This window comes from Pantoea sp. Ap-870 (assembly GCF_011752515.1).
In the GTDB taxonomy this organism is placed as follows: domain Bacteria; phylum Pseudomonadota; class Gammaproteobacteria; order Enterobacterales; family Enterobacteriaceae; genus Pantoea; species Pantoea dispersa.
The window spans coordinates 39,984-65,348 of the sequence record NZ_VWXG01000006.1 but is presented as its reverse complement, the minus strand read 5'-3'; the positions used below and the strand labels follow the sequence as shown (position 1 = coordinate 65,348).

At 49.5% G+C, this 25,365-nt stretch carries 24 protein-coding genes and 1 tRNA gene; 1 reads left to right on the top strand and 24 read right to left on the bottom strand.

Annotated features, from left to right (window positions below):
• Positions 1-87 precede the first annotated feature (87 nt).
• The 21 genes from F3J41_RS15390 to F3J41_RS15290 form a co-directional block, all read right to left on the bottom strand.
• Entirely contained in the window at positions 88-1,119 is a 1,032-nt protein-coding gene (locus F3J41_RS15390) for a type IV secretion system protein (RefSeq protein WP_047955817.1), read from the bottom strand.
• A gap of 71 nt (positions 1,120-1,190) precedes the next feature.
• Positions 1,191-1,466, bottom strand: coding sequence for an EexN family lipoprotein (locus F3J41_RS15385; protein ID WP_047955816.1), 276 nt, complete (start codon positions 1,464-1,466; stop codon positions 1,191-1,193).
• A gap of 11 nt (positions 1,467-1,477) precedes the next feature.
• On the bottom strand, positions 1,478-2,206 hold the full coding sequence (locus F3J41_RS15380) for a type IV secretion system protein (RefSeq protein ID WP_047955815.1): 729 nt from the start codon (positions 2,204-2,206) through the stop codon (positions 1,478-1,480).
• Between the two features lie 22 nt (positions 2,207-2,228).
• Positions 2,229-4,976 carry a VirB3 family type IV secretion system protein gene (locus tag F3J41_RS15375; RefSeq protein WP_047955814.1) on the bottom strand — a complete coding sequence of 916 codons (2,748 nt, stop codon included), beginning with the start codon at positions 4,974-4,976 and terminating at the stop codon, positions 2,229-2,231.
• A gap of 11 nt (positions 4,977-4,987) precedes the next feature.
• Positions 4,988-5,266, bottom strand: coding sequence for a TrbC/VirB2 family protein (locus F3J41_RS15370; protein ID WP_047955813.1), 279 nt, complete (start codon positions 5,264-5,266; stop codon positions 4,988-4,990).
• Positions 5,263-5,907 (bottom strand): lytic transglycosylase domain-containing protein, encoded by a 645-nt coding sequence (locus tag F3J41_RS15365; protein ID WP_047955812.1) that lies wholly within the window; start codon positions 5,905-5,907, stop codon positions 5,263-5,265. The genes F3J41_RS15370 and F3J41_RS15365 overlap by 4 nt, the downstream gene beginning before the upstream one ends.
• A 72-nt stretch (positions 5,908-5,979) precedes the next feature.
• Positions 5,980-6,201 carry a hypothetical protein gene (locus F3J41_RS15360; protein WP_047955811.1) on the bottom strand — a complete coding sequence of 74 codons (222 nt, stop codon included), beginning with the start codon at positions 6,199-6,201 and terminating at the stop codon, positions 5,980-5,982.
• Between the two features lie 395 nt (positions 6,202-6,596).
• Positions 6,597-6,806, bottom strand: coding sequence for a TraR/DksA family transcriptional regulator (locus F3J41_RS15355; RefSeq protein ID WP_047955810.1), 210 nt, complete (start codon positions 6,804-6,806; stop codon positions 6,597-6,599).
• Positions 6,796-7,383, bottom strand: coding sequence for a DUF2857 domain-containing protein (locus F3J41_RS15350; RefSeq protein WP_047955809.1), 588 nt, complete (start codon positions 7,381-7,383; stop codon positions 6,796-6,798). The genes F3J41_RS15355 and F3J41_RS15350 overlap by 11 nt, the downstream gene beginning before the upstream one ends.
• A gap of 53 nt (positions 7,384-7,436) precedes the next feature.
• Positions 7,437-7,631, bottom strand: a complete 195-nt coding sequence (locus F3J41_RS15345) for an AlpA family transcriptional regulator (RefSeq protein ID WP_041165340.1) — start codon at positions 7,629-7,631, stop codon at positions 7,437-7,439.
• Between the two features lie 349 nt (positions 7,632-7,980).
• A complete protein-coding gene (locus tag F3J41_RS15340) occupies positions 7,981-8,898 on the bottom strand; it encodes a hypothetical protein (RefSeq protein ID WP_047955808.1) in 918 nt (305 codons plus the stop codon).
• A gap of 259 nt (positions 8,899-9,157) precedes the next feature.
• A complete protein-coding gene (locus tag F3J41_RS15335) occupies positions 9,158-10,342 on the bottom strand; it encodes an MFS transporter (RefSeq protein WP_047955807.1) in 1,185 nt (394 codons plus the stop codon).
• Entirely contained in the window at positions 10,339-11,574 is a 1,236-nt protein-coding gene (locus F3J41_RS15330) for an acetyl-CoA carboxylase biotin carboxylase subunit family protein (protein ID WP_047955806.1), read from the bottom strand. The genes F3J41_RS15335 and F3J41_RS15330 overlap by 4 nt, the downstream gene beginning before the upstream one ends.
• Positions 11,575-11,623: 49 nt before the next feature.
• Positions 11,624-12,979: an FAD-binding oxidoreductase gene (locus F3J41_RS15325; protein WP_047955805.1), complete on the bottom strand. Its 1,356-nt coding sequence runs from the start codon at positions 12,977-12,979 to the stop codon at positions 11,624-11,626.
• A 45-nt stretch (positions 12,980-13,024) separates the two neighbouring features.
• The gene (locus tag F3J41_RS15320; RefSeq protein WP_047955804.1) at positions 13,025-14,077 is read right to left on the bottom strand and encodes a hypothetical protein; all 1,053 of its coding nucleotides are present in this window, start codon (positions 14,075-14,077) and stop codon (positions 13,025-13,027) included.
• A gap of 8 nt (positions 14,078-14,085) precedes the next feature.
• A complete protein-coding gene (locus tag F3J41_RS15315; RefSeq protein WP_223813098.1) occupies positions 14,086-14,808 on the bottom strand; it encodes an alanyl-tRNA editing protein in 723 nt (240 codons plus the stop codon).
• 71 nt (positions 14,809-14,879) lie between these two features.
• Positions 14,880-15,932, bottom strand: a complete 1,053-nt coding sequence (locus F3J41_RS15310) for a histidinol-phosphate transaminase (protein ID WP_047955802.1) — start codon at positions 15,930-15,932, stop codon at positions 14,880-14,882.
• Positions 15,929-17,512, bottom strand: a complete 1,584-nt coding sequence (locus F3J41_RS15305; protein ID WP_166711712.1) for a phenylalanine aminomutase (D-beta-phenylalanine forming) — start codon at positions 17,510-17,512, stop codon at positions 15,929-15,931. Before F3J41_RS15305 ends, F3J41_RS15310 begins: the two co-directional genes overlap by 4 nt.
• 26 nt (positions 17,513-17,538) lie before the next feature.
• A complete protein-coding gene (locus F3J41_RS15300; protein ID WP_047955801.1) occupies positions 17,539-18,546 on the bottom strand; it encodes a TauD/TfdA family dioxygenase in 1,008 nt (335 codons plus the stop codon).
• A 421-nt stretch (positions 18,547-18,967) separates the two neighbouring features.
• Positions 18,968-20,218, bottom strand: coding sequence for an integrase arm-type DNA-binding domain-containing protein (locus F3J41_RS15295; RefSeq protein ID WP_166711710.1), 1,251 nt, complete (start codon positions 20,216-20,218; stop codon positions 18,968-18,970).
• A gap of 161 nt (positions 20,219-20,379) precedes the next feature.
• A tRNA-Asn gene (locus F3J41_RS15290) sits at positions 20,380-20,455 on the bottom strand.
• Positions 20,456-20,763: 308 nt separating this feature from the next.
• On the opposite strand from F3J41_RS15290, the gene F3J41_RS15285 reads away from it, so the two are divergent.
• Positions 20,764-21,885: a Gfo/Idh/MocA family protein gene (locus tag F3J41_RS15285; protein WP_136545886.1), complete on the top strand. Its 1,122-nt coding sequence runs from the start codon at positions 20,764-20,766 to the stop codon at positions 21,883-21,885.
• A gap of 131 nt (positions 21,886-22,016) precedes the next feature.
• On the opposite strand, the gene yegS is transcribed toward F3J41_RS15285, so the two are convergent.
• The 3 genes from yegS to baeR all read right to left on the bottom strand — a co-directional run bounded on the left by yegS (position 22,017) and on the right by baeR (position 25,363).
• Complete coding sequence (gene yegS / locus F3J41_RS15280; protein WP_141495220.1) at positions 22,017-22,916, bottom strand: lipid kinase YegS; 900 nt, start codon at positions 22,914-22,916, stop codon at positions 22,017-22,019.
• 229 nt (positions 22,917-23,145) lie between these two features.
• The gene (gene yegQ, locus F3J41_RS15275; protein ID WP_166711708.1) at positions 23,146-24,516 is read right to left on the bottom strand and encodes a tRNA 5-hydroxyuridine modification protein YegQ; all 1,371 of its coding nucleotides are present in this window, start codon (positions 24,514-24,516) and stop codon (positions 23,146-23,148) included.
• A gap of 139 nt (positions 24,517-24,655) precedes the next feature.
• A complete protein-coding gene (gene baeR / locus F3J41_RS15270) occupies positions 24,656-25,363 on the bottom strand; it encodes a two-component system response regulator BaeR (RefSeq protein ID WP_031280058.1) in 708 nt (235 codons plus the stop codon).
• Positions 25,364-25,365: the final 2 nt, after the last annotated feature.

Below are 25,365 nucleotides of genomic sequence, written 5' to 3'. Positions count from 1 at the left end.
AAGCCCCTTATCGTATGGATGCAGGAATGCCGCACCGGTGGCGCAGGCCACGGCGTGACGGGGAAAGGAAATTAAGAGACGGGAGGATTAACGGTGACGTTGCCGGTTCAGGCGTTTCATACTTTCGATGGCGGCGGCGCGTTTCTGCCAGGCGCTCACGGTTTTACCCGCGCCTGCGCCAGTGAGTGTGCCGGTCGCCGCTGCGACGGCCATACCGCCTTTCGCAGCCAGGCGGGCACCACCCTTTATCCCCGGCCCGGCAAGGTCGGCGGATTTGTTCGCCAGTCCGGTCAGACCACTCATGGCCGCCCCCTGTAACACCGCCTGTACAGCGGCTCCGCTGAGGGCGCTGGCGAGCTTCGCCGAGAACCAGACCACCACACCGGCTGCAATCCCGGCCAGCAGGCACTGTGCCGCCAGCGTCACCATGTTGCTGACATTGGATGTCCGGGTCGCTGCATCAAGGATTTTATTCAGGTAATTGATGGCGATACGGATGGATAAGGCGGAAAACATGATCGTTAATATTGCCGCGAAAATCGTTTTCAGCCAGTTATCAAACATCGGCTTAAGAAAACCGTACAGCAGGCAGAAAATAAAGAGCGGCGCGGTGGTCGTCATTAACAGGATGACAATTTCAGCGAGCAGGTTGACAAAGGTGGCAGCCAGTAACAGAACGATCGCGCCGCCCCATACCAGCACTTCGGCAAAGCCACCATTCAGTTTGACGTAAGTCGAGGTGTCCATACTGAACAGTGTCTGCCCCAGTGTCTGTGCCTTTTCCCAGACGGTATCAAGCAGCGCCCAGACGTTATCATTGCCGCTGACACCGTCTTTGAGTCCCTGGATAGCCGCTACCGCCATATCCAGCCAGCCATCCCGGTTTAACGCAAAGGTGGTGATCAGCAACATTCGCCCCACATCCCAGACGACATCTTCAACCGGGGCCCGGAGTTTGCCAGCCAGCGTCTGATAACCGCGATACAGTATAAATAAGGTAAAAGAGCTGACGATGATGACACTGATCATCGTACCGTAACTGGAAGACTGACCTTCCAGTACGGCATTAAGTCCATCCATGATGTTTTTGTCCATACCCACAAAAATACCACCGGACATGGTGCCTCACCTGATATATAAAGAAAGGAAATAGAAAACAGGGAGAATTCCCTGTTTTGCTGGAGGAGATATTACTGTGTGACGGATTTTCTCTTTTCGGCTTCCTGCTGAAAGATTATCTCAAATTTTTCTTTTATTCTGGGCTTGCCAATTTGAGCGAACATAATGGCAGCCCGTTGAGCAAACTCGCAGTTATCGCTTGCCTCGCCATCCTTCAGGCATTGCGTATAAACCGCATAAGTTTCGTCAGGATGTTGCTTATACCAGGCTTCGGATTTGGTTTCCTTGCAGCCGGACAGTAATATCACGCCTGAGAGTGTGCATAAGGTGAATAAGGATCTGAGCACGGATAACCTCCTTATAAATTATTAAGGTCAGCAACAGGTGCCGTTAGCTGCTGCTGTTCAAAGGCTTTCTGTCTTTGCTGTTCCAGCAATGTCGTTCGCTGTTGAGCCTGTCTGACAGACATCTCCCACTGATTCGTCAGCGCATTTAACTGTACGCTTTTCGCCGCGATGGCGTTAGCCAGATCCTGAGACTCTTTCGAGTCCTGCGCATTCGATATACGGTCAGATAAGTCTGATATATCGCTGAGTGTGCTGTTGATCCTGTTTTCAACGTCAGTGGTATTCTCGATCGCCATTGCCTGATTGAGGATTATCTGTTTGCAACTGTCGGCCAGGGCCTGATATTTTATTCCTTCCTGTTCCTCGCTGCATACGCTGAACGATTTGTATTTACTGTAAAGGTGTTGCAGTTCAGAAGAATATGAACTGTTCTGCGTGGTCAGCAGATCATCCAGTGAAATACCGTTCTTACGGAGATTATCAATATCGGTTTTCAGGCTTCGGGCATCACTGAGAAAACTCTGAATATCCCGCACGCCGGTTGCGGTAGCCAGTTGCTTCTTATATGCATCAAGTTCACTTTTATAATGGGTAACTGTATTCTCCCATTGCTGTAATTTCTGCATCCACTGGTTAATGGATTCGGTATTCTGCACGGCGTCGAAAACCGGTATTCCGGCGCTGAAAGCCTGCGTCGAGAAAAATAACGATAATGCCAGAAGGTGATCCCGGGTACGCATTAATATTACCTCCGGTTGGCTTTCAGATTGCCCGCTCAAGGAAAGCGTCTTTCCATTCATCAGGTCGCATACCGTCCTGATAAATGGCATCGAATATTTTCAGGTTGTCCTCACTGCCGCTGAGAAGCCGGGTGAGTTTACCCAGTCCGGACAGATCCATTTTCGCCATTGCCACAAACGGGCGGGTTTCTCCGGCCTGCAACGGTGTTTTCAGGATGACCATATAATGCTCGCCCGGATCAAGGTTTCTGACCGTCTCATAAACGCTGTCCGGCACTTTCATTTTCTCCACGTAATCCGCATGGCTGGCTTTTGGATTGGCGAGGAAAATCTGGGTACCGCATTGCTCAATAATCGCCGGGGCGATGGGGTGTCTGACGATTTCATCCGGTGACTGTGTTGCCGGGATGAAGATACCGTTCAGCTTGCGGATGACCTTCAGCATATTGAGCGAGAAGCGGGAAAATTCGACATCGGCCAGCCAGCGCCAGAACTCATCCATAAACATCACCAGGCGGCGACCATCCAGCAGGCTGGTCACGCGATACAGCAGGTAAAAGGTCACGGGGCCGCGAATATCGTCATCATCCAGAAATTCGGTGCCGTCGATACCAAAGTTATCGACATCGCTGATGGTGAAAGTATCAGCCTCGTTATCAAACACCCAGCCGAACTCGCCCCCCTGCGCCCACTGTTTCAGGCGAATACGCAGCCCGTTTGTGCGGGCATCTGCAGTCGGCGGCTCTGGCAGCATTTCCAGCAGCCGGGTGATCCCGAACCGGCGGTACTCCGGCGGGTAGTCCAGCATGATGGTGTCAACGGCGGCATTGATCCGCTCCTCATCGCGCGGATCGAGCGGCTTACCGTTGCGGCGGCACAGCATGCGCACCAGACGTTTAATGAAACTGATGTTCCGGCGGGTTGGCTCCAGCGTAAACGGGTTGAAGCCGGTGGGCTCGCCGGTACGGATGCGGAAATAACGCCCGCCCGCCTGGCGGATCGCCATCTCCGCCGCCCGATCCTTATCGAAATACACTGTGGTCAGCCGTTTGATGGTGGCAGAAGGCGCAAACGTCGCCGGGTTGCGGTACTTCTGCATCAGTTGTTGCATGACCGTCATCAGCAGGGTTTTGCCGGAGCCGGTTTTCCCGATAATCGCCGTATTCCCTGGCGTTTTCTCACCGGTATCATCCCGCCCGGCCTGGCTGTCGTGAAGGTTCAGGTAATACCCGCCACCGCCGGGAGATGTGAGGATGGCGATGGCTTCCCCCCACGGATTGCCGCTGCGTTTGTGGGGATGGAAGTTATGCAGGCAGGCCATATCGGCAAAATTCTGGCTGCTGACGGCCACCAGTCGGGGACGCAGCGTATAGACGCCCGGCAGTTGCGCCAGATATGCGGCGGGCAGTGACAGGGTGGAGAGCGTCGTCATAATACCCAGATCGGCGAAGGGCTGGGCCAGAACGTTAGTGTCCTTCACCACCTGTCCGGGACTTTCTGAGGAGATCAGCAGGGAAAAGTGGAATTTACCGCACGACACATGCCCGGACTGCAGCAGGTCGCGCAGGACAATCAGCTCTTCGCGCTGGGAAATCGCGTCGTCGTCCGCTGAGTTCAGCCGTTTTTCCGCCAGCCGGATATGATGCTGCGCCTCATCCCGTGCCATGCAGGTAAAGGACTGCGTCAGAACATACTCGCTTTCGGCGTACAGCAGCGCATCCAGCATACCGGTATGGGTTTCCGGGGAATAATCCTTAATCTCAAGGCTGCGGAAGAAGCGGGAACCGCTGACCGTCTGGCATTCACCGGTGTCGGTGGTGAAAAACACGTCCGGCGTGCTTAACGTTTCATAAAACGGCGAGCGCGTTACGGCCACTTTCTGCCACTGGCCGGTGATCAGGCGGTGGAAGAACGCCATTTGCGAGGAATATACCCGCCCGTTTTCTTCATATATCCCCAGCGGCATTGCCATATAGCGGGATAATGAAGATTCCAGTGCTTCGCGGTATTCCAGCATGATTTTGAGCGCGTCATCCAGTGCTGCCAGGCGTTTACCGTGCGACTGCGCTTTCATGGTTTTCTTCTCAATCTGAGAGAACGGCGCGTAGCAGACGGTGAAAAAGAGCCGGTGCCGCCAGAACGGTTTTTCTTTTACCGGCTGGTAATACCGACGTGTTACCTCATCGGAAAAGGGAATGCCGGAATCCGCCTCAAAGACATCATGATATTTTTCACGGAGCCGGTGAATATAGAATGTTACCGGCAGCCCCTCATACGAACGAATAACGTTATTCAGGTGCGTGGCCATCAGGGTCAGGAGATGTTCGTCTTCACATTCAAAGACTGTGCCGCCCAGCTCCCAGGTGGCAACCAAATCACGGTGACGATTTCTGATGACGTAGGGGTGAATATGGGAGGAATACGGAATATATTTATCCAGCGTAATACGCTCGTTTAATTTCATTTTCTGAATAAACTCCGAGACATCAACGTTATCGTACTGGTTTGCCAGCAGGGCATTCGCGCCAAAATGGGTATTGGTGAAAAGTCGTCCACGGGTTTTAAACGCCAGCCAGAGCAGACTGAAATAATGAATATCCTTTCGGGCTTTGTTTTTCATTTCCGCCCAGGCAGGAATGAGCAGAACCGCCAGGTAATAGCTGACATAGACCGCCAGCAGGACGATGGCCCCGCTGACGAGAACGAACGGCACCAGAGGAATACCCATAATGGCGGCAGGCCGCGTCAGTGCTTTATTCAGCGTAGCCATCGTTGCCTCTCTTATGACGCCCAGTAGGCACCGAAGCCGGACGCGCCGACAATCAGGATCGCGCCGATGATGACGTTACGCATGTCGTGCAGGCTCTTGCCGTCGAACAGCACCTTGTAGCCCACCCACATGGTCGCCAGCGTGATGGTGACGGCGGCCAGTCCCAGCAGGCCGGTCGAGGTATTGCTCAGTGTTTCATTGGCCTTGTTAAAACCACTGTCCGCCGCCAGCACCGGGGAAGACAGCAGCACGGAAACAACAGCGTAGTAACGGCGTTTATGCATGATCATTTCTCCTCATCAGGGATAACAGGGATAGCGCCGCGAATGACGGAACCGGGATAATGCAGGGAAGTCAGGATCGGCGCAGTGGCACCGGCTGGCTCGTCGCGCAGCACAACGGCGGGATAGCGGACAGGCGGTTGCGCGTTCCGGTCAGGGTCACGCTGCCGGTCTTCCCGGGTGGACGGGACGACATAGCCAATGCGCTGCACGTAGCTGGTCTGGTTAAAGGCCGATTCCGGTCGCTGGCCGGTTTCAAAGTTGCCGGAGTAGTAACAACTGAGCGCCCGTTTCAGTGTTCCGCCGCGCCGGTAACAGTCGGCGAGAATGCGCTCAAATACCGACAGATTGATGCAAGGGTTAAGCAGGTCGCTGGCCGTGACGCCGTAATGGCGGAAATTGGTGCTGGTGATTTGCATCAGGCCGACCGAATAGCGTCGGCCCTGTGCAGCCAGCTGTCTGGTGAGGTGGATCGCCTCCGGCAGGCTCGTGGGGAAATGTGAAATCACGCCCCGGCTGTCTGGCAGAGTTTCAGCAATGGCGTAAGGGTGGAAACCGGATTCGACCCGTGCGACATCAAGTGACGTGGCCGGGTGAATACTGGCGGCGCACTGCACCGCCAGTGCCAGAAAGGCAGTGGTGGAAAGCATGCTGGCCTCGTAACAGAGAGAACGGCGGCTTATAGAAAAGTACGCCGCCGGTGGAGAAGAAGAGAAAATGGATTAAGCGGCAGAGGCATCCTGTGAAATGTCGCTTTCTTCTCTCGGTTCGAGCAGCACCAGCCTGCCGGAAACCGCAATACCGGGTATCAACACGATATTCAGGCCGGGCTTGCAGTTATGCGCGAAGGCAACGCCAACTTTTGTCCAGTACGTGTTTTTTTCACCCTGTGCATCGGGCTGACTTTCCTGGGTGACAAATACGTGATAAATGGGTTTTCGCATGAAGTCTCCTCTAATAAAAACATCGATGAGTTAAATAAATGTCACATCCCAATTCTGCATTCCGGTTTTAACGGGGCAGCGAGAACATTCAGCGGCACCCTGAATTGTGGTCACGTGACAGCCCGATCCATTTTTTTAAAGAGCAATACCCGGCCCGGACGAATTAACGTCTATCTTGGCAACCATGCTGTAATGGCAATTTCAGGATCGGATATTTATCGCAGGATATAAACGACAAACTCAAAATAAAAAGAAGAGAGATTAATAAGTGGGGAATTTAAGATGCTATGAGAAGGATAAAAGTATAAAAAAGAAAATAGAGACTCATTTAAATTTAATGAGAATGATAAGGACGTGCAGAGAAATAATATCTTCGCACGTCATTGTTGCCATGATTAACGTCTACGGCGCTCAAGTTTTTCCTGACATTCCGTACAGGTGGTTACGCCCGGCAATGTCTGTCGTCGCTTTTCAGGAATGGGTTTACCGCATACACGACAGTGGAGTAATGACGGTTCTAACCCAGGTTTAAAACGATTCTGTTCAATCATCTCCTCTAGTCGCTGTTCATTAAATTCCTGATCGCGATCAATCTCATCCGGCATGGGGCACCCTCCTGTTAGCGACGACCTCCTGTTCGCACAGCGTAATACGCTTCCAGACCGTTGTGAGTGACAGTCCTTCGGTCCTTGGCAGCAGGGATTCAGTCACCTTCATCATTGCTATCAGCGCGTCGGGCGATTCCAGGTTGTCCACCCGGCATCGTTGCCATTGCCGCCAGATCTCGGTATCCGTCTCTTCATCTGGCTCAGGTGTGCGCCCATATGGCACGCTGATACCCAGTAACCGTCGGCGAAGGCTGACCTCATTTGACGTCAGGCCAAAATAGCGGTTGAGCAAAGCGATAGAACCACCCAGGCGGATAGCGCGTTTAATCTGCTGTTGTCGCCGATATTCCTGACGTGCCTGTGTCAGTAAATGAGACAGAACATCATGGCTGACAGTAATCGAAATGAAGGGTGCCGCCGTCCGGCTGACAGTAAACAGTTCATCAAGAGATAACTGATCGAGAGCATTTATTTCGTCGAAAGTAAATCCCAGAGCTTCGCAGTGGCGAATATTGCCTTGTTTTAGTGCATGCAGTGCATCGGTCATGATGGCGTAATTAATTGATGGGATCATTCTGTTATCTCCTCAATTTGTTGGGAGGAAAGTTGAGTACATAAACGGATGTTTTAACTACTCTCACGTCTGGATAATTTCCGGTTGATCCATTCATCAAGTTCCGATTCGAGCCATGCCACACTGGCAGGGCCGATTTTAATGGAACGAGGAAAGTCGCCATTTTTCATATATAGGTAGATCTGCGAGCGTTTCAGGCCGGTTTTTTCTTCGACCTGTTTTAAACGTAATAACTGGTGTGTTGTCATTGTCTGCTCCTGCATCAAAATTAACCGAGGTATCCGACAATCATAAAAAACACAGGTAAGAGCGGAGGGAAAGTTTCTGAACCCTTATTAAGGGTTACAATACCCTTATTACGAGTTTTTAGGATGAATGAAATGTCTTAACTTTTGCGTTTAATTGCCAGAGTAGTGGCTTGTCCTTTTTAGTAGATAATCGATTTGATAGTTTGATTATTCTATTAGGTGAGAGATAAGGCAGGTTTGATATGAAAAGAAATGGGATTCGACAGGGAATGAAAAAAATTAGTGGGAGTGTGAGCACGTATTATGAATGGTTTTACAATTGATATGGATATTATTCGGGTATGCCATATTATTTTGAACTCTGATTCGGGGATCCGCGTTCAAGCGCTCTTTTCAGCGTGTCCGCGCTCAGATGATCGGTAATACCATCGACTGATGCCCATTCTTCAAAAATGGGAAGAAGTTTATAGGGATGCCTGAGCAGTGGACTGATCGAATCATTATGTTTGCATGCTAACCAGAATAAGCGTGAGAGAGGTGTGGAAAGCCTACTGGATGAAGTGTGGGTAAAGCGATCTGCATGTGTACCGAGTAATTTATCAAGTTCCTCTTGTCGTATTACAAAGCAGGCATCTTCCGGGAGTTCATAAACAGGAAAATATCCTTTACCGGAAAAATTCATGAATCTGTTTACTGATTCATCCTCATAAATATCTGCAATGATATGCGCCGGTAATCGCGTGATTTGCTGATTAATTCTGTCCTGCCATGTCTTTTTTTCAAAAATCTGATATGATTGGCCTGCCAAAGCAATTGTAATACCATAATTGGCATTATTTGCACCTGTAATAGGTAACGGCATATTTAGAGAATGTGCAAGTAGTCGCTGAATGAGAACGAATTCATGTCCCAGCATACCTATGTTCATGACTAATTGAGCAGGTGAGATATATTCCCCCTCTGTACTGAGAATTAAACCTTTACCATTTAAAAATACATTTCGTTCAAGCATGCAAAGCCGATATGGTAGAGAATCGCCTACTGGGCGTAGTTTTATTTTGTTCACTGAGGAACGAATTTTTCTCAGTATAACAGGTGACTGAAAGTATATCGAAAGTGAAATGTTACCATATAAGGCATGTCGATAAATATCATATTCTGCTATTTTTATATCCCTAAGTTTATTGGTTATTTTTACTGCTTCACGGATGGTAACCCAGGCTGGCTTAGGGAAAAAGGTATTGACTTTACTAACATCATTTTGCATAAAATAAACTCCTTGAATATCACAGAGTAAACATGATATTACTTGCTATGCTTAATAATTTTACTCTTGTAATCTTTGATGTATTTTAAAAAATCGTGTGCCACTGCCTACGGATAAATCAGATTATATACTCAGAAAGTTTTAAGATTGTCATGCATGATGTTCGTAAAGTTAATGATGCCGTTTTCCGCAGCATTCACATACGTTGCGGTAACAACTGTTACCACAATCATTATGTTATAGTGTTGGCCTCGTCTGATTATGAAGAGTCTGCGAAATTTTTATCCGTATCAATACCGATTAAAGGTCGTTTCTGGAGTATTGATAACCATGCTCCAGCTGCTGCAATAAAACAGGTCAAAACTCCCAACAGGAAGGAAATAACACTCAGCTTTCCTGCAATAAGTAACAGCCCTGCTACTGTAGCAGTGGCTTCAGCAGCGCCCCAGACACAGGTCTGTATTGCCATTACAACAGATCGACGTCCTCGCCAGATTCTAACTGCCTGCGCCTGATACAACGGACCACAAATCATTTCTCCGGTTACTATCAGGACGACAACGATATACAGAACGGCTTGCTGCTCAGATGAGAATATTAATAATGCACATCCTGAACCGATACATAAGTTTGAAATAACAACCCGCCATAGTCGGCTTATCCTCTGTGAGAATGAAGTGATATAAACCTGTCCGATAATGATGATAATACTTGATAGAAGAAATAGAGTGCCTACCAGTTCACTGGAAAACTTTTCCACCGCATAGGTCGGCAATACATAATAAAACTGGGCATAGCCAACCATCGTCAGGAAATTAATCACCATAAAAGCGATAATTTGGTGATTACCAGTATCCTCTGATGAATTCGCTGTTTCACTTTTTGTGTCAGCCACCTCAGGATGGGTTGCAGAGGGTAGAGGACGGGTGGCTATTGCGCCCAGTGTCCCAAGTAACAAGGGAAAGGCAACAAACCAGTAACCTGTACCTGAAAGCATGAAGGACGCCAGAAATGGTGCAATACCAGCGCCAGCATTGGCTGCAACGTTTTCATATGAAAGCACACGCTCATGCTCGCCGTCATGGAAAACATGCACGATGTATGAAATTTGCGATATGACTGATACAGAGTTAGTCAGGCCAAATAACGTTGCAAGAACAATCCAGACAAAGATATCAGAAACGCCCATTGCTGCTGCAACGAGCATCAGGAATGCTGATATGGCAACACCCAACAGCGTCAGTGCGATCTCTGCTTTTCGTTCTGTTTTGTCCAGCAGGCGATGGAAAGCGAGCGCGCCTGTACGGTTCGCCACAATAGCAAACCCGACGACGATACCGGCAGCGCTACTGCTGAGTCCCACAACGCTATTAAGCCAGACAGCCATGAAGGGATAAAAAAAGCTCCAGGCCGCAGCTGAGAAAAAGCGAATAATGTATATCATTTGAATACAGGTATCCTGTCCCCATGGTCAGTTTTTACGCGTATCAGGTTGATTTCCTGCTGAACAATGTCGGTGTACCCGGTAAGCATCCCGACCCACGAATAATCCGATACCCCCACAGGCTGGATGCGGCTGCCTGGACTGGCTATCGGGGTATGAATGGATGAAATCGCCGGAACGTCCCATCCACGGATAACCGATTCTTCTGCCAGACCATACCAGTAGCTCAAGGTATTATTGATCTGCGCTGCTTGGTCATATGCGGGGACGGATTCTGCCAGACCTAATGGGAGTAATGCTGCATGCTGCAAAACAGTTGAAGGAGAATATCCATAGGCCAGAGCAACCTGTTCTACGATAGTTGCCCCACCTAAACGTCCCATATTGGCATCAATAAGATATGCTGTCGTATCTGTGGCGATAAATTCACAGTGGAAGAATCCGTTATCAAATCCTGAACGTAAGACAAGATCGTGAATAGCCGCCTGAATTTTTGCATGTACGATGGGCTCAATACCGCAGTCGTTTGGAAAATGGTTTGCCACCTCAGTAAACCGAACTCTTTCACGTCTGGACAACCCTAGGTAAATAGTTTTACCTCCCTGCACAAATCCTTCCATGCTCACTAGCGTTCCTGAACAATATTCTTGGATAATCCAGGGAAGGGTTTCACAGGATTTAGCACCGCTTGCTATTATCGCTGACTTGATCGTATGCGTCGGGTCCCGGTCTGCTTCAATATGCAGTGTGGATGTAGCAAGCGCGCCTGAACCGATCGCTGGTTTCAATATGATCGTATTGTTTTCACGTACCTTAAGCCAAGGTAGAACGAATTTATCTTCGGAAAATGAGATTTGTACCTCTTCCGGAACATGCTCAGGGACGATCTTACCGACCGCATATTTTGACGCCAGCTCAGCAAAGACGGAGGGTGGTCCTCTAAAGTTAAACTCCTCCGCGATTTTGTTGACCATCGGGAATAATTCATCAAAAAAAGTAGTAATGCTGTGGATATTCTGAGTGACATCCGGATTGGCATTCAAATAGTCAGACAGAGCATTATGGTCAGAAAAAAGAGGAATACATTGAACATCACTAATTGCTTGTAGGGCATCGCCACAAAGTGCAGATTTATCAATAGAAAGAATAAGGTCGTGACCTGCATTGCGAATAGCGTCACTAATATATTTCACCGATATCTTGTTTATTCCTACGATTAATATGTATTGCATACTAAATATTCCCGTTTTAGTGTAACCAGAATAGTTCTGCTGAATCCGCTCAATACATTTTTGCTGGATTCATGATATTATGTGGATCCAAAGCAGACTTAATGGCTTTCATCAAATGCAGGGCTGCACCATGCTGCACTGGCATCCATTTTATTTTTCCCTGTCCGACACCGTGCTCGCCACTGATGGTTCCACCATATGACAAAGCTCGTTCAGCCAGACGACTCAGAAATCCCTGTATAACAGGAGTTTCTTCCTCTCCTTCACGGAGCATAAGTAAAAGATGGAAATTACCGTCTCCAACATGCCCTATTAAGGGAGCCTTGAGCCCTGTATTCGCGATATCCGTTTCTGTTGCAGAAATACAAGCACTCAGGCATGACAGAGGGACACAGATATCCGTAGGGATCCCCTGGCAACCTTCATAAAAGGCATGGAATGCCCACCACGCATCATGACGTGCTACCCACAGTGCTTCTCTTTCTTCTGGATGAGAAGAAAGCTGTACTTCCCCCCCGTACCTGTGCACATGTTCTTCAAATAACGCAATATTACCTGGCATTGACAGGCTATTAACGTGTAACTCCACAAACAAATGCGGTTTTTCTGATAATCCCAGTTTTGAATAAGCATTACATGCCCGAACTGCGGAAACATTAAGGAGTTCAATACGTGCAATAGGTAGTGCAGATTTCAAGGTGTCTGTCACAGCCCTGACGGCATTCTCTACTGAGTCAAACGCACAAACACCGGAAAGAATAACTTCAGGGAGTGGATGAAGCTTAACGGTTAACTCACTGAAAATGCCTAGTGTGCCTTCCGAACCAACGGCAAGTGAAAGCAGGTCAAGCCCCATAGCTGATTTCACCGCTCTGGATCCTATGTTTGCTATAGACCCGTCAACCATGACAAGACGGGCAGCCCGGACATTCGTTGCCATCGTGCCATAACGCACTGAGTTTGTTCCTGAGGCACGGGTTGCGGCCATACCGCCAATTGAGGCATTTGCACCTGGGTCAACTGAAAAAAACAACCCTGTTCCCCGGAGAGCTTCATTCAATTGTTCGCGCGTGACACCGGGCTGGATTGTCGCGGTCATATCTTCAATGCTGATGTCCGTAATGGCATTCATTTCAGAGCAATCAATGCATATACCTCCTTGCGGGGCATTGATCTGTCCCTCGATCGAGGTCCGGGCACCACTTGGTATCATGGGCAGTCCTTCAACAGAACAGAACGTCACGATATCCACGATATCCTGCTCATTTCGGACGATCACAACCCCATCGGGAGGACTAAGAGTAATTCCCGTCGGAGCTTGGCAGTACTGTTCTCTGAATGTCGGCTCCGTATGAAAATGATCGCCAAATTTTTCCTGTAATTTTTCGATAACTGATATGTTCATTCATTGCCTCCATTGTAAATATAAAATCAGGTCTTTATGGTGGAACTATTCTGGCTTTTTAAACCCTGATGGTTTTCTGGCAGTTCGACCGTCATATTCTGGTCTGCCTGAAATGATCAATTCCAAAAAATAAGGATGTGCATTCTCATCCTCAAGCTGTCGTCCGGATTTAGTGTGTACCTCAATAGCGGAAAAGAGATCAACAAGTCTGTCCTGTATTTGTTCAATTTCCGGCGATTTAAGCGTAACCATTGCACTAAATTTAAATGTCCCATCTATGTCAAAATATTCACTTTTTTCGGGTTTGGACAGGGATTTCTCAGTTTCATAACACATAAATTTGTCTTTAAGATTAATAGATTCTGGGGTCCTTGGCATTCTGAGTGTCGGTGCAAGGCGAACAAAAGGGGCTTCCTCATGATTTCGTTCTTTTGCTACAAGACTCAAAAATTCGACCACACGAGAATCGAATGCAATGTCAAGTTGATGGCAAACTTGTTTAATTTCAGCCACGGATGCAGTGTCAACCATATATAGATATGTCATAAGCGGCCATAAATCAAAATTGTTCTTAAATCCTCTAATTATTTCATCAGAAATAATAAATTCGCGTTCATATCGACTTAGGCTGAGTGCGCGGCGTAATATTTTGGAATCATGGTCTCTCAGTTCTAGTCTTGAAGACAGATCTCTTGTTTCTATTCCTTTCCCAAATAGCATTTCATGCATATCAGAAGGTAATAAATCCTTAAAATAATGCCAGAAATAATCAAAGCTTGATTTGCTTGATGTTTCTATACCAAGAGAGTTGTGGAGTTCTACTGCTGAGTCTATACTGAGATATTTCCTGCCTGCTTCGATATCACGATAATAATTAGCAGAAAAAGGAATATCTATCCCTTCCAGAAATGTCGAAACTTTAAGATGTCCCCTTTCAACACGAAGTTGTGTCAGGAATGAACCAAGAGCATGTTTTTCATCTGTCTTGTTAGACGTTTTACCAGGGAGACTATCTACGTGTTTTGTTTCGTTTTTATCTGTTCTCATACCAGAGGCTACCATCGTTATTTGTTGATTAGATATTGACTCTATAGACATCTACCAGGTTAACCTGAATTATCAGAGAGCCTGAGTGCTATACGCGTCATGTTTTTTTTGATTTTCAACGTGGAAAATATCATCCCGATCTCTTTTGTATCTTTTACATGTGTACCTCCACAAGGAATTGACCATCGTCCACACTTCCATATCCGAAAGTTATTTCCCTGTTCGGGAACATTTACAGTTTGTATCTCATGTCCCGATGAACAAAATTCATTTAGTTCTGTTGTTGCCTTTTCAAGAATATCTTTATCAATATAGTCAAGAAGTTGATAATGATTCTCTCCGCTTTCATCATTGAGTGGTGAACGAACAGGGTAAGGGATTGAATGGCCTGTTACCTGCTCGAGTATACAATGGATCAGATGTACAGCCGAGTGTATACGCATCTGGTGATATCGCAGATCCCAATCAAGAATAGCAGTCACTTGCTGACCTGCCTGCTTTTTCAGCAAGTCAAAACCGATCTCATTAATATCAAGATAGTGTCTGATCTCTTCATCTTTTCGTTTTGTTGTGAGAACACCGATTTTTTGTTGTGATGTCAGCATATCCGGTAAAACAAGATAACCTCTGTCACCCAATTGCCCACCACCCTGTGGGTAAAAAATGGTCGGACTGAGGACACAATAGGGAGAATTTGACTCATCAAGGTTAACATGAAGGAGTCGCGTTTGGGTTTGACTTAGATAGGGGGCTGTATGGTATAGCCCAGGTACTTTATTCATATTCTTAAACCTCAATTGAATAGATACTTTTAATTATTTATTTGAATGAATGTAAATAACCTTGGCAGAATCTATGCTTTTAGTTCTTTCTCTAAAACAAAGAGTAACTTTTCCATTTGTTCCCGGGGTCCGAATGAAATTCTCAGGCAATGATCCAAAGAATAATCGGTCAGCCTGGCTATAAGGAAACCTTCACTGTTAAGACTGTTCTGGATCTCCCGGCTGCGTTCTTCACTGTCAAATTCAACAAAGACGAAATTGACATATTGGGCACTGGCTTTGACTCCGTAATCTTCAAATAAATCTACCAGTTTTCTTCCCCAGCTAAGACAATATTCTGTTGTTTTGAAAAGATGCTCACGATCCTGTAGTGCATGTTCACCAGCAAGAGCAGATAAAGCACTGACATTGTAAGGCGCCCGGCGAGCTTCCAGTTGTGGATACAGATCTGTGCTGACGTAAGCCCAGCCAAGACGCAATCCGGCAAGTCCATACGCTTTTGAAAATGTTCGTAAGCATATTGAGTTAACGCGTTTATGAACTATTTGAATACCTGCCGTATTTTCGATATCAGGTGTAAATTCTGCGTAGGCCTCATCAATGATAATGGTCGTTTCTGGCGGTATGGTTTCAACTAAAGATATCATTTCTGAAGGTGCAATATAGTGACCCAAAGGATTAGAAGGATTAACTAGGACCAGAATGTCAGGTTTATGACTGACCGCCTCTTTTAAATCCTCAGGGAGGATGCGCCCACTTTTCACTGGGATCTCACTGTATAAGGCTCCGAGAATATCAGTTCTCTTTTTGTACATCATAAAACTGTGACGAGGAGCGGTAAGCCGTGCACCCGGTTTCAGCAGACTACGCAGTGTGATATCAATCAGTTCGTCAGAGCCATTACCCGTGATGATCTGTTCCGGATTAATATTCCAGCGTTCTCCAATTGCTGCTCTCAGTGCATTGTAGGTGGGATCGGGATACAGGCTCAGCAAAGACAGATCATATTGTCCTGTTTGTATTATGTCTGGTGAACCCAACGGATTTTCATTGGCGTGCAGGCGGATGGAAGCATTATTATTTGCTCCCTCAACACATTCCCGGATTTTTTTAGAGAACATCATGAGTGGCCTCCAAGTATCCGGGATACGAGTTCTTCCAGATAAGGTGTTATTGACTCGTCATGGTCCAGATAAGGGACTGACTCCCTCACTTTTGCGTACCACAGGCGACCTGAATTTCCTAATTTTGTAGCATCCCTGATATCAGCTGCCTGAGCGGCGCAGATCAACTCAAAAGCAATAACATAGCGGGTATTCTGGAGCACCTCCGCCGTCCTGCGAGCAGCAACCAGACCGAAAGAGACTACGTCCTGAAAATCACCTGTTGTTGTTAGTGTTTGTATTGATACAGGTGTAGCCAGAGAACGATTTTCCGCTGTGACAGAAGATGACATAAACTGTCCCACCATTAAACCAAACCGCAGCCCACCATTTTCTGCACATAGAAAAGAGGGGAGCCCGTTGCTGTTCGCACTGGTCAGCAATCTGTCTATTCGCCGGTCAGATAAGTTACACATGGTAATGATTGCTATCGTCAAATAGTCCATCGCGGCGGATATATACTGTCCGTGAAAATGACCGTTATGGAAAACCTGACCGTTTTCGGGTGTGATAAGGGGGTTATCATTTGACGAATTTAATTCATTACTCACTATTCGTTCCACAAATTCTATTGTCTCCAAAACCGGGCCAAGTATCTGTGGTGTGCAGCGAATTGAATAGGCATCTTCAATCGGCATATCTTCTTGTTTGATGCTATTCGTAAGCCTGCTTCCGAGTTCTGATGAAAGCTGTATATCATCAACCGCCAGCCTTGTTCCCTGGAGGTTATTCCATATCATCTCTGCAATTTTTTGCTGGCCTGTATGCGGTTTTAGTTGATGAACGTCGGGATGAAATGGCCGAATCCGGGCAAGAAGCGTTTCTGAGGCAAAGGCGGAGATTGACGCATATTGTTCAAGAAGTGACCTGGTTTCGATGACATTCAGGGCGGCAAGCGCAACCATGCAGGAGGTGCCGTTGATGAGTGCCAGCCCTTCCTTATAACTTAGCTCAAGCGGTGCGAGCCCCAGCTGGTGCAGAATATCTTCTGCAGCCAAGCGTTCACCATTGAACCAGGCATTGCCCTCACCAGTGAGCATACGGGCCATGGCTGCCAGTGGCCCCAGATCTCCGCTGGTGCCCAATGACCCTTTACGTGGTATCTCAGGAATCAGACCAGCGTTGTAGATTGCGATAAATCGATCGAAATTTTCCAGAGATAATGCTGAGTTGCCGCGAGAAAGTGAGATAATTCGGGCGAACATAGTTGCCCGGCAAATTATATCTGAAAATCTTTCACCAACATTTGTCGCAACACCACGGATAAGGTTTTTTTGTAATTCTTCAGCCCTTTCGAGCGGAACGAGATGATCGACAAACCCACCCATCCCAGTGTTGACACCATATATAACCGAGCCTTCTTTCACTAATTTTTCAAGGGCTCGTCTTGATGCGGCAATTCTTTCTCTGGTTTCTTCTGAAGCAACTATTTTTTTACTGAACTGAGAGAATTCAATAAAGTCTTTCAGACTGACGTTACGGCCTGGGCTGAGAATGAAGGTATCGCCTGTGGATGTGCTATTATGCTGTGTAATATTCATGACCATTTTCCTTCTGTTTGTTTGAATTAATGTTCAGTCCAGTCGGCAATAATGACGTTAATCTCTCTGTTTCCTGAAAATGCATGCCTGCCATGAGCAAACTGCAGGTTATCGAGCAGCAAAATATCGCCGGTGTTGAGATTCACGTCCTGTTCTAACCCCTTGACCAGATGAAATAAGTTAAGTGTCAGTTCTTCCGGTAGCGGTTCTCCATCGCCGAAACACATGGATTCGAGAAGTTCAGGACAATTCTGAGCAGCTTCTTTTAACTCTTCTTCGTCTTCGTTTCTGGAATCCACCCGTGCCCATTCAATCATCGCAGCAGCACCCCAGAAATGTGCCTGATTGCACCAGATCAACTCATTTTTACGAGGATGCTGACGCACCGGTGAAATACAGTCCTGCCAAAGGATTAAATCATCATTCCACCATTCAAATTCCCAACCCCTGGAGCGGCAGGCAAACTCTGCCTCTTCTTTTGTTTTTGCAGAAAGCGCTTCCTGCCAGCTTTTTTTTATTCCGGGTTTCAGATGAACTCGGTTTTCATCCGGCAGTGTTCTACGCAGTCTGAGGCCGCGTTCTGTCAGAAGTTGTAATGTTGAAGGCTCGACCAGTTTTGTTATTCGGCGCATATCGCCAATGGTAGATTCTCCGCCCTCTGTGGCGGGTTTGACGCAAGAGAAGGCAATGATTTCCGGTGGGTGTTTTACATAGGCCATTTCCTGATGGAGGATGATTGACCATGCCGGAGGCGTTCGGGTTGCCTCCATCACTTTACCTTTTATGGTTGAACGGGGAGATGAACCACCAATGTAATCTCTGGTGCGAAAACCTAGCGCATTCATTATCACTTCAAACACAGCGGGTTCTGCACTTTGCACAACGCCGCGTAGTAGCAACGCTCCGTTATTGAGCACTGCTTCCCGAATATCTGGTGCAGTTTGAGTAAAGAAGTTTTGCGTATCAGTGACCGATAACCCATCAACGGTGAATCCAGACAGTCCACTCTCATTACATTCTTTCAACATCACCATCTTAGTCTCCTTGAGTCTTAAGAAATGTTGATATGTCTGTCTACTAATTAATCGCCATGAATCATCAAAGTCAACAAAAAGATTATTTTTTCTTTTAAAAGAAATAAAATGTACTCAAACATCTTTTATTGATATTTAATTTATTTAAAATCAATAAGATATAAAAAAATAAAACTATTGGAATTATTTTTCATTAGTTTGTTTCTCCAGTTGTCGTTTGCCAGGTTTTTGGGTCCATCGATAGTAAAATCCTGATTAAACTGGGCTTTGCGAATCAATGAGTACCATTAAAGATCAGCTGCTTACTTAAATAATTACCGAGTAAGCTTGAGGGGGGGAGATTGCGGCATGGCAGTATAAAAAAGGCCCATGATTAATACGATAATGGGCCGTTCTGTAAAGCTAAGATATTATGAATATTTTAATTTTTTTCAAAAAGATATGGTGAAATAAAAACCTTTCGATTAATTGCAAGATAATCCGACCACCATTGCATCATCGCTTTTCGAGCATCAAGGTATTCCGCTTTATGTATGTAAGCCGCCCGCACGCTGTTGCGCTCCTGATGGCTCATCTGGCGCTCCACTGCATCCTGCGACCATAAACCGGACTCCATCAGGGCGCTGCATGCCATTGCCCTGAGGCCGTGACCGCAGATATCATGTTTAGTGTCGTAACCCATAAGGCGCAGTGCCTTATTCACGGTGTTTTCACACATCGGTTTATATGGGTTATGGTCGCCGGGGAAGACCAGCTCACCATCACCGGAGATATCTTTAATCCGTTTCAGAATGGCGATGGCCTGTTCTGAGAGGGGTACGATATGAGCAGTGCGCATTTTGGCACCGCGCCCGGAATAACGCACGCCTGCAATGGCTTCGCGTGTGGCGGGTATCGTCCAGGTTCTATTTCTGAAATCTATTTCTGACCAGCGGGCAAAGCGCAGCTCACTGGAGCGAATGAACAGATGCAGCGTCAACAGGACGGCAAGCCGGGTCAGTTCACGGCCTTGATGATATGCCTCAATACGTTCAAGCAGTTCAGGCAGCCGCTCCAGTGGCAGGGCGGGATAATGCCGTCTGACGGGAGGAGCCGTTACGCCGTCAAGGTTTGCCGCCGGGTTGCTGTCGATTAACCCCTGATGAACTGCATGACGCATGATGTTGCTGAGGTGCTGCCGCGTGCGGGACGCAACTTCAAGCAGTCCTTTTTCCTCAATCCCTTTCAGCAGGCCAATGAAATGCCGGGGTTTAAGCTCTGAGACTGACAGGTGGCCGATAACCGGAAATACATGATTGTTCAGGCTGGCAAGCAGACGGTCAGCGGTGTTCTGCGACCATTTTTTATTACTTTTATGCCACGCCAGTGCCACGATTTTAAATACTTTCTCCGATGTGTAGGCTCCGCGTTCAACTGCCCGCTGCTGTGCCGGGTTGATGTTCAGCGCCAGCATCTTACGGATATCTTCGCGCTGCTGGCGGGCATCAGACAGGGAAACGGCAGGATAGGCACCCAGTGCAATGCGGGATTCTTTGCCGTTTATACGATATTTGAGATACCAGTGACGTGAGCCGCCCGGTTTGACAAGAAGATACAGACCGTGAGAATCGGAGACTTTAAAGGATTTATCAGAAGGTTTAAGAGTGCGGATTTTCGCATCGGTAAGGGACATATGGGGGTCACTCCATTATCGAACTAACCTGACCCCAGATTTGACCACCAATTTTTCCCGATGCGGAGGATTAAATCAAAATACACCGGGAAGAATTTTCACGCTAACCTCTTGAATCAGTATCAGATAAAGATTCGCAAGGAGGCATGAAAACAGGAAATTGGCTCCTCTGACTGGACTCGAACCAGTGACATACGGATTAACAGTCCGCCGTTCTACCGACTGAACTACAGAGGAATCGTTTGGAACGGGGCGCATATTATCGGGCAGGCTGTGGCTTGTCAAAGCTCTTTTTCACAATTTTTTCTGACTGCTGAATAAAGCGTCAATTGCCCGACGCGGGCCCGCGCGATGGCGCGAATTCGCGCCAGCACTGCGCCTGATTGTGAGAGATGTCACCAATGCTATGCAAAATTACATTCTGATTTGTCGCTTCTGTCAGATACCTCGCATGTATGATCACAGATATTTCATTTCGCCGTTGTCGCCACCCAAAACGAAACATATATTCCGGGAAACTCATCCCCGTGAACCGCAGGTGCAGCATGAACAAAGTCAGAATCGGTATGATTGGCAGTGGATATATTGGGCGTTGTCACGCGATTGCCTATGCGCAGGCACCCACGGTGTTCGCCCTGAAGGGTGAGATTGTGCGCGAGATGCTGGCAGAGGTGAATCCGGCGCTGGCGGCGCAGCAGGCGGCGACGTTTGGCTTTGCCCGTTCGACGGGCGACTGGCGCGAGCTGGTGCGCGATCCGCACATCGACGTGGTCGATATCTGCGCGCCCAATTTCCTGCACAAAGAGATGGCGCTGGAGGCGATTCGCCACGGCAAGCACGTCTACTCCGAAAAGCCACTGTCGCTCTCGGTGGCGGATGCCGAAGAGATGGTGCAGGCGGCAGAGCAGGCGGGAGTGAAAACCCTGGTGGGCTTCAACTACATGAAAAACCCTACCAGTCAGCTGGCACGGGAGATTATCGCGCGCGGTGAGATCGGCGAAGTGGTGCACTTTTACGGCACCCATAACGAAGATTATCTGGCGCGCGCGGAGACGCCGCTCGACTGGCACTGCCAGAAAGCGCTGGCCGGTCTCGGCGCGCTTGGCGATCTGGCGGCGCATATCGTCAACATGGCGCACTATCTGGTCGGTGATATTGATGAGGTGAGCGGTGACATGATGACGGTGATCAAACAGCGACCAGATCCGAAGGCGCCGTCACGAATGTTGCCGGTGGAAAATGAAGATCAGGCCAGCGCGCTGCTGCGCTTCAAGAATGGCGCGCACGGCGTGATTGAAACCTCGCGTATCGCCTGCGGCAGCAAGATGGGGCTGACTTATGTGGTGACCGGCACCAAAGGCACGCTGCGCTATACGCAGGAGCGCATGGCTGAGCTGGAACTGTATCTGCACGACGATCCGGCCGGTCGCCAGGGCTTTAAAACCATTCTCACCGGTCCGGCGCACCCGGATTACGCCAGCTTCTGCGTCTCGGCCGGTCACGGCATCGGTTTTAACGACCAGAAAACGGTTGAGATTCGCGATCTGATTAACGGCATCGCCGCCGGCGATCGCATGTGGCCGGATTTTGCCGAAGGGCTGCAGGTGCAGAAGGTGCTGGAAGCGGTGGCGATTTCCGCCGTGGAGCGCCGCTGGATGAAGGTGTGATGCAGAGCGTCAGCCGCAGACGCACGTAACCGGTCGCCTTGAATGGCGACCCTACACGGTGCGTGCAGGGATGGCGAGCCTCACAGGGTGCGCATTTATGCGCACCGGGATAATGCAGGAATTTCCAATGATTACGCCAGCAACGGACACTGCGGCGGCAGGCGGCAGCTCAGCGCGCCGGGCTGCACCTCAATCACAAACTCGCTGCCGGACAGCGGCTCGCCGTCGAGGTTAAAGGTCATCTCATGCGGTGAACGGATGGTCAGTGACGTCAGCTGTGCCGCGACAATGTTCGGGTTTTCATCGTCGCGCGTCAGCGAGTGCAGCAGCGTTGGCAGCAGCTCCTGAGCGGTTACGATACTGAGATTGAGCTGTCCGTCGTTGATCAGCGCTTCCGGACACAACCGCTGTCCGCCACCGGCCTGACGGCCATTGCCAATGCCAATCACCAGCGCGTCACCCTGCCAGTGAAAGCCCGGTCCGCTGATTTCGCAGCTGTCCGGCTTCAGCGCATCAACGCGCATCAGGCCATGAATAAAATAGGAGACGCCGCCCAGCGCCGATTTCAGTTTCTCCGGCGTTTCCGTAGTGATGCGTGTGCCAAAACCGCCGGTCGCCATGTTGATAAAGTAACGGTCGCCGTTCACCCGCGCCAGATCGATGGCCGTGGCTTTGCCCAGTACCGCCAGCCGCAGTGCCGCTTCCATTTCTGCCGGGATACCGGCGCTGGTAGCAAAATCGTTGGCAGTGCCAAGCGGTAAAATCCCCAGCACCGGCCGCTGCGCTGGCGGCAGGGCGGCCAGCGCGGTGGCAATCTCATTGATGGTGCCATCGCCGCCGCCAGCCACCACGGTTTCCGCCTGCAGCTGCAGCGCTTCCTGCACGTAGCGGTCACCGTCGCCTTTTTCCCAGGTCACGCGCACCGCCAGGTTAAAGCCTTCGTCGCGCAGGGTATTCACGGCGGCACGCAACTCTTCATTGCCTGCGCCTTTTCCATTCAGAATCAGCAAAGTGAGGGGTTTATTTTGCATTATCGCTTCCCTGATGAGTAAGACAGAGCTGTGGTTATAGCATAGCTGCGGCGGGAACTTTATCGGCGAACGATGAAAAAAAGAAAACCCGCACGGGGGAGCCGGGCGGGTGAATGAGGTGGTTCCTGGTACTACCTGCTGTTTGTTGTTACTCGTTAGCAGCAGGCGCGATTCTAAAGCGCGGCGAAGCGGCGGTCTGTGATCCTGTTCTAACTTCGCCGTTTTCTTTTCATTTAGTGCGATTTTTACCGTGCGGATCGTAAGTGCTGTTACCGTCGGTAAAATTGCGCAGCAGCAGCGCATAGGCCAGATCGACCCCCTCCGGCACGCTGATCCAGACGCGATGACCATCTCCCGGAGCCACCTCAACCGCGGTACCCTTGTCATTCTGCATCGCCTGCAGCGTGCAGTTGAGATTGCCGTTCGGCGTCATGATCTCTACGCTATCGCCCAGCATGAACTTGTTCTTCACCGCCACCTGCGCCCACGTACCGCGCCGTTCACCGGTAAATTCACCCACAAACTGCTGACGCTCCGAAATGGAAAAACCCTGCTCGTAGTTTTGATAGCTGTCATGGGTGTGGCGACGCAAAAAACCTTCGGTATAGCCGCGATGCGCCAGCCCTTCCAGCGTCTCCAGCAGTGCCGGATCGAAAGGTTTGCCGGCGGCCGCGTCGTCGATTGCGCGGCGGTACACCTGCGCGGTACGCGCGCAGTAGTAGAACGATTTGGTGCGGCCCTCAATTTTCAGCGAATGCACGCCCATCTGGCTCAGGCGTTCGACGTGCGCCACCGCGCGCAGATCTTTCGAGTTCATGATGTAGGTGCCGTGCTCATCTTCGAACGCGCTCATCACCTCGCCTGGCTTCATCTTCTCTTCCAGCAGGAATACCCGGTCGGTAGGCTGACCGACGCCGAGCGTCGCGGGCTGCACCGCAACCGGCTGATGGAAGCCAACGATGTTGCCGACCTCATCCTGCTGGCCTTCGGCCACGTTATATTCCCAGCGGCAGGCGTTGGTACAGGTGCCCTGATTGGGATCGCGCTTATTCAGATAGCCAGAGAGCAGGCAGCGGCCGGAGTAGGCCATGCACAGCGCGCCGTGAACAAAGATTTCAATCTCCATCTCCGGCACCTGCTGGCGAATTTCGGCGATCTCCTCCAGCGACAGCTCGCGCGACAGAATCACGCGCGTCAGCCCCATCTGCTGCCAGAACTTCACCGTGGCCCAGTTCACCGCGTTAGCCTGCACCGACAGGTGAATTGGCATCTGCGGGAAGGCGTCGCGCACCAGCATGATTAGGCCGGGATCGGACATGATCAGCGCATCCGGCTGCATTTCGATAACCGGCGTCAGATCGCGGATAAAGGTTTTCAGCTTGGCGTTGTGCGGGGCAATGTTCACCACCACGTAAAACTTCTTGCCGAGCGCGTGCGCTTCGCTGATGCCTTTGGCGAGGTTTTCATGGGTGAATTCGTTGTTGCGCACGCGCAGGCTATAGCGCGGCTGGCCGGCATACACCGCGTCGGCGCCGTAGGCAAAGGCATAACGCATATTTTTCAGCGTGCCTGCCGGCGAAAGCAGTTCAGGTTTGAGCATGGGAAGTTCTCACTGATGTCAGGTCAGCATGCCATCACGGATGGCACGTGCAGCGGCCGCGTCAGGCGGCCCTGCAAAAGGTGGGGAATTGTAGGCAGGGCGACACCCGATGTAAATTGACCTGGATCAATCTAAGCGGTTACAGCAGGCGGCCAACATCCGCTTCCCAGCGATATCCCATGCCGTACACGGCGCGAATAAACGGCTGTTCGGCATCAAGGTTCTCCAGCTTGCGCCGCAGGTTCTTGATGTGGCTGTCAATGGTGCGATCGGTGACCACGCGATAGTCGTCATACAGATGGTTCAATAGTTGCTCGCGCGAGAACACTTTGCCCGGCTCCAGCGCCAGGGTTTTCAGCAGGCGGAACTCGGCGGGCGTCAGCTCCAGCGGCTGTTCGCGCCAGCTGGCCTGGAAACGCCCTTCGTCGATCAGCAGATGCGAGGCCAGCTGCGCCTCTTCTGGCGAACGTTTCACCCGGCGCAGAATGGTTTTCACCCGCGCCACCACTTCACGCGGGCTGAAGGGTTTGCAGATATAGTCGTCAGCGCCAATCTCCAGCCCGAGCAGGCGATCGATCTCTTCCGTGCGTGCGGTCACCATGATAATCGGCAGCTCGGAGAAGCGGCGGATTTCCCGACACAGCGTCAGGCCGTCACGGCCCGGCAGCATCAAATCCAGCAGCATCAGGTCTGGTGGCGTTTGCTGCACGTAACTCAGTACCGCGTTGCCATCGGCGAGATGGTGCGTGCGGTAGTTTGACGCCTGCAGATAATCAATCATCAGCTGCGCCAGTTTGGGTTCGTCTTCCACAACAAGAATCAGGGGATCGCTATTTTCCGTGCTCATAA